The sequence below is a fragment of the Piscicoccus intestinalis NBRC 104926 genome (genome assembly GCF_001515525.1).
Lineage (GTDB): Bacteria > Actinomycetota > Actinomycetes > Actinomycetales > Dermatophilaceae > Kineosphaera > Kineosphaera intestinalis.
In genome coordinates this window covers 1-6,037 of sequence record NZ_BCNQ01000207.1, presented here as the reverse complement: position 1 = coordinate 6,037, position 6,037 = coordinate 1, and the positions used below count along the sequence as shown (strand labels likewise).

2 protein-coding genes are annotated in these 6,037 nt (G+C 76.0%); both read left to right on the top strand.

The features are described from left to right. The coding region (locus PINTE_RS19925) for a non-ribosomal peptide synthetase (RefSeq protein ID WP_157087411.1) at positions 1 to 1,663 on the top strand (1,663 nt) is incomplete at its 5' end. Beyond that, positions 1,660 to 6,037, top strand: a 4,378-nt coding sequence (locus PINTE_RS19920) for an AMP-binding protein (protein WP_157087410.1), incomplete at its 3' end; no start/stop codon positions are given. The genes PINTE_RS19925 and PINTE_RS19920, both read left to right, overlap by 4 nt.

Genomic DNA, 6,037 nt, shown 5'->3' with positions numbered 1-6,037 from the left:
GGCCGCCGGCTCCGCCGAGCCCACCGCCTCCGGCGTGCCCACCGCCTCCGGTGTGCCCGTCGGCGCCGAGGCTTCGGCGCCGGGCCCCGTCGACCGGGGCGCGCCGGCGTACGTCATTCACACCTCCGGCTCCACCGGCCGGGCCAAGGCCGTGGCCGTCGGTCACGACGCGCTGGCCCACTTTCTCGCCCACCACCGCACGACGACGCTGGCCCCGTTCGCGGGCCGCCCGCTGCGGATCGCGCAGACCCTGCCGCTGGAGTTCGACGGCTCGTGGGACACCCTGCAGGGGTTGTTCCTCGGGCACGAGGTGCACGTGCTGCCCCGCGACGTCACCCAGGACCCGGCGCGCACCGTCGCCGCCGTTCGCGCGGAGGGTCTGGAATTCGTCGACACCACACCGACGGTGCTCGCCGCGCTCCTCGACGAGGGGCTGCTCGACCCCGGCCACCCGCTGCGCATGATCAGCGTCGGGGGCGAGGCCTGCCCGCCCGCGCTGTGGCACCGGCTCCTCGCCGAACCCGGCCTGCAGGTCGCCAACTTCTACGGCCCGACCGAGGCCACCGTCGACGCGGTCGGGATCGTCCGATCCACGGGCGACTCGGCGCCTGCCGCCGGCCCCGACTCCCGCGGCACGATCGGGGCGCCGCTGCGCTCGGTGCGCGCGCAGGTGCTCGACACGCACCTGCTGCCGGTGCCCCCCGGCGTCGTCGGCGAGCTGTACCTGTCCGGACCCCAACTCGCCGCGGGGTACCTGCAGCGGCCCGATCTGACCGCGCACCGTTTCGTCGCCGACCCCGCCGGCCCGCCCGGGGCGCGCATGTACCGCACCGGTGATCTCGTCGCCGTCGGACCGGACGGGCTGCTCGACTACCGCGGTCGCGCCGACGACCAGGTCAAGGTGCGCGGCTACCGCATCGAGCCCGGCGAGGTCGAGGCCGGACTGCGCCGCCTCTCCGGCGTGCGCCATGCCGCGGTCGTCGCCCACGAGGGGCGGCTGCATGCGTTCGTCGTCACCGACGGCACAGTTTCCGGTGCCCAGGTGCGTGAGTCGAGCCGGCAGGTGCTGCCCGAACACCTCGTGCCCGCCCGCGTCGCCACGCTGGAGCGCCTGCCGCGCACCGCGACCGGCAAGCTCGACACCGCCGCGCTGCCGTTCGACGCCGCGGACGCCGAGCCCGACACCCCCGGCGAGCCGCCTGCCACGGGCGCCGAGCGCGCGGTGGCCGCCGCCCTCGCGCAGGTGCTGGCGGTTCGCCTCGAGCGGATCGGCCGCGACAGCGACTTCTTCGCCCTCGGCGGCGACTCGATCACCGCCATCCGGCTCGTCTCGATCCTGCGCGGACGCGGCCACCGCACCAGCGTCGGTGCCGTCTTCACCGAGCGCACCGTGGCCCGGATCGCCGCAGCAACCCAGCCGCCGGCCGATGTACCGGACACATCGCACACGCCGGCCGGCGTGACCGGGGACGTGACCGGGGACGTGGCCGGGGGTGCGGCCGAGCTCGCTGATCGAGATGCCGCCCGGGCAGCCGGGGCGGCCGGTCCCGACCCGAGCCTGTCCGAGCACCAACTCGCAGCGGTGCACGACCTGCTCGCCCGCCGCACCCGGCGCCGGGGCGTCCCCGCCCCCGCCGCACCGATCCGAGAAGGGAACCGATGAGCACGCCTGGCACGCCGCTGATCTGGCCGACGACCCCGCTGCAGCAGGGGCTGGTCGCCCTCGCCGAGCTCGACACCGGCGCGCGGACGGCCTACGTGGGACAGACCGTGGTCGACATCACCGGTCCGCTGCACACCCCCACGCTTCGGGAGGCGGTCCGCGCGGTCATCGCCGCGCACCCGCACCTCCACGCCGGGCTGATCATGGGCGACGACGTGGCGCCGGTGCAGTTCATCGACGCCGAGACGGCACCGATCGTCGACACCCACGACGCCCACCCCGGCGAGACCCTCGCGGAAGCGATGGCCCGAGTGGCCGCGGATCGGCGCGAGCTGCCGTGGCGGCTCGACGAACCGCCGCTGCTGCGCTGGGACGTCGTGCGGCCCGCCCGAGCCGAGCGTGGACCCGACCTCCCGGCCGCGGCGCTCGTCGTGAGCGCCCATCACGCGGTGCTCGACGGCTGGTCGATGCCGCTGCTCGTCGAGGAGGTCGCGGGCGCGTACGCGAGGGCCGAGTTCCCCGAGGGCTCCGAGAGGCCCGAGAGCCCCGAAGGCCCGGCCGGCTCCGGCGACCCCGAGCGCACGGAGGCTGGTAGCTACGGCGACCACCTCGCCTGGCTCGCCGCGCAGGACCGGGAGGCCGCGGCGGCCTTCTGGCGCGAGCACCTGGCCGGCGTCGAGCCCAGCCGCAACCGGCTTCGTCCGACCGGCCCGACCGAGTCGACCGGCCCGACCGAGTCGACCGGCCCGACCGAGCAGACCGGCCCGACCGAGTCGACCGAGTCGACCGGGCAGCGCCGGCCGCAGCGACTGACCGCCCGCGTGCCCGATCAGCGCGGCCGGCTCGCGGCGCGCGGGCTGACCCCCGCCGCGCTCGCCCGCACGTGTTGGGGCCTGGCGCTCGACCTCGTCACCGGCTCCCAGGGCACCCCGTTCGCGGTCGCCGTCTCCACCCGCGCCGCCGACGTCACCGGCTCCGATCGCCTCATCGGGTTGACCACGGACGCCGTGCTCGTCGCCGAGCGCCCCGACCCGGCGCGCGATGTGCTGGCCGCCGCCGAAGCCGGGCAGCGCCGCTGGGTGGCGACGCTGCCGCATCAGCACATCGGGCTGCGCGGTATCGCGGCGGCCCTGCGCACCGGCGAACTGGCCGACAGCGTGCTCGCCGTGGAATCGGCCACCTCGCGGTCGTTCGACGCCGGACCGGTGTGTTTCGCGATCCGCTCGATCGACGACGACACGCATTACCCGCTCGCACTCACGCTGCGCCTCGGCGACGAGTCACGCGACTGGGAGGTGGAACTCGGTTACGACGCAAGCCGCGTCGAGGCCGACCAGGCGCGTCGGCTGCTCGCGGCCTGCACGGCGTACCTGACCGCGCACGACCCGATCGCGCAGATCGCCGCACTGACCCCCGACGACGAGCGGCTGCTGGCCCGGGTGCAGGGCCGAACCGACGCGCCGATCCGCGAATCCGCCCTGCTGCCCGACGCGCTGGCCGACGTCTGCGCTCGCCATCCGCGGCGGATCGCCCTCGTCGACGCCGACCCCGACGGAACCCGCGACGAGTGGACCTTCGAACGACTCGCCCGCGAGGTGCGCGCCGCCCGGGACATCCTGCTCGCCCACCTCCCCGCGGCGGACGACCCAACTCCCGACTCGACCCTCGACTCGACCCCCGACTCGCCCGGGTGGCCGGAGCGAGTCTGGCGGGTCGCCATCCGCCGTCCGCGCTCGGCCCGCCTCGTCGTCGACCTACTGGCCGCCCTCGACGCCGGCGCCGCCGTGGTCGTGCTCGACCCGGCGCTACCCACCCTCCGCTGCGAGGAGGTGCTCGCCGATCTGGGCGCCGACGTGCTCGTCACCGCCGACGGGGTCGAGGCGCGGCACGAGCGCCCGCGCGGTGCCGCGCGCCGAGCGCCGGCCCCGGAGGACACCGCCTCCCTCGTGCTGACCTCGGGATCGACGGGCCGGCCCAAGCCCGTCGCCGTACCGCACCGCGCCCTGGCCGGGTTGCTCGACCACCACGCGCGGGAGCTGCATCCCGGCGGGGACGAGGCCCCGAGGCAGGTCGCGCACACCGCCGCGTTCCACTTCGACGCGCACTGGGACGCCCTGCTCGCGCTCTTCGCCGGGCACACCGTGCACGTGCTCGCCGACGAGCTCTACCTCGACCCGTTCGCGCTCGCCGACTATGTGAGTGAGCACGACATCGACTATCTCGACCTCACCCCGACGGTGTGGTCCGCGCTGCTCGCCGCCGTCGCCTTCACGCGCCTGCCCCGCGTCTGCGTGCTCGGCGGCGAAGCCCTGCCTGCCGACCTGTGGCACCGGCTGCGCACGCGCACCCGCGGCACCGGCTCGGTGGCGCTGAACATCTACGGTCCGACGGAGGCGACCGTCGACGCGGCCTGGGCGCGGCTCGAGGACTCCGCGGAGCCGGTCGTGGGCCGCGCCCTCGGACGCACCGGGCTGCTCGTGCTCGACGACCTGCTGCGCCGGGTGCCGCCCGGCACTCCCGGCGAGCTGTACCTCACCGGACCGGGGCTCGCCGACGGCTACCTGCACCGGTCCGGGCAGAGCGCAGCGCGGTTCGTCGCCAACCCCTATCCGCGCCGCGACCCCGCGGGCGCCGTACTCAGCGGCGACGAGCGCATGTATCGAACGGGTGATACAGCGTGGTGGACGCCCGAGGGGTTGCTCGTGCTGGGCGGGCGCACCGACGGGCAGCTGTCGCTCGCGGGCCGCCGCGTCGAGCCCGGGGAGATCGAGGCGGTGCTGCGCGGCGATCCGCGGGTCGCCCAGGCCGCCGTCGTCGCCCGCGCCAGCGTGTCCGGCCGCGGCCGTCTCGTGGCGCACGTCGTGCCCGCCGGGTCCGCAGCGTCCGCAGGGGGAGCCGACGCCCCCTCGGGCACCTCGGACACCGACCTCGTGCGGGAGCTGGCCCAGGTGTGTCGCGATCGGCTGCCGGCCGCCCTCGTGCCCGCCGAGATCCACCTGCGGGCGACGCTGCCGCTGACGCCCAACGGCAAACTCGACCGGGTGGCCCTGGCCGGGCCGGTCGAGCCAGAGCCGACCCCACCGGCCTCAGCGACGGCGGGAACCCTCGACGCCCGTGACGCCACTGACAGCCCTGACAGCCCTGGCAGCCCTGGCAGCCCTGGCAGCCCTGACGACCCTGGCAGCCCTGACAACTCGGGAGCCGTCGGTGCCTCGGGGACGCCGAAGGCGCTGACGCTCGTGCGCGCCGCGATCGCGGACGTGCTCGGGCTGGCGCACGAGCGGGTGGGCGCCGACGCCGACTTCTTCGCGCTCGGCGGCGACAGCATCGCAGCGATCCAGGTCTGCTCGCGCCTGCGCTCCCGCGGGATCGCCCTGCGGGCCGGGCAGCTCCTGGCCGTGCGCACCCCGTCCGAGGCCGCGACGCTGGCTCGACCCGTCGACGCCTCGCCCCACGCCGACTCCGCCGTCGAGTCGCTCGCCGTCGCGGCCGCCGGCCCCGAATCACCCCCGGGCGGGCGCGGGGAGGCGGTGTCGTTGGGGGAGCGGCGCGCCGACCTCGATGCGCACCTGCAGCGCGTCGGGCTGCGCGCGCAGCGGGTGCTGCCGCTGTCCGGCACGCAGCTCGGCCTGTATGTCGACGCGACCCGGCTCACGCCCGACCCGTATCGCACGACGATGACCCTGCGCATCGACGAAGCCGCCGAACCCACGGAACCCGCCGGATCCGAGGGGCCCGCCGACCCCGGCCGGACCGGAGCGTCGGGCACGAGGGCGATCGGGCCGAGGGCGACCGGCGCGCGGGTGACCGGCGCGCGGGTCGATGCCGCGGTGGCGGGTTGGTTCGCCCGACACGAGAGCCTGCGCATCGCCGTCTGGCAGGGCGACCTGCCGGAGCCGGTCGCGGTGGTGCTCGAGCACGTCGACGTGCCCCACCGCCACATCGACGCGACACACCTCGACGAGGCCGGCGTGCAGCAGCTGCTGCAGCGCGTCGAACGTGACGAGCTCGACCGCGAGACCTCGTTCGCGGCAGGCAGGCTCGCGGGCTACACCTGGGTGCGGGCCACCGCGACCACCTCCTACCTCGTCGTCTCGCTGCACCATCTGCTCGCCGACGGCTGGTCGACCCCGGTGCTGGCGCAGGAGCTGCGCGACGACCTGAGCGAGAGGTCGCCCGGCCGCGACGCGACGCCGGAGACGGTGTTCGCCGACTACCTCGCCTGGTGGGCGGCGCAGGACGAGTCCGCCCTCGAACGCGTCTGGGAGAGTGAGCTCGCCGGCGCCGAGCCCACCCTGTTGGGGCGTGCCGCCGGCACCGTCGGCACCGTCGGCGCCGCCGGGGCCGGACGTGAGCGACGACGCGCGACGGTCG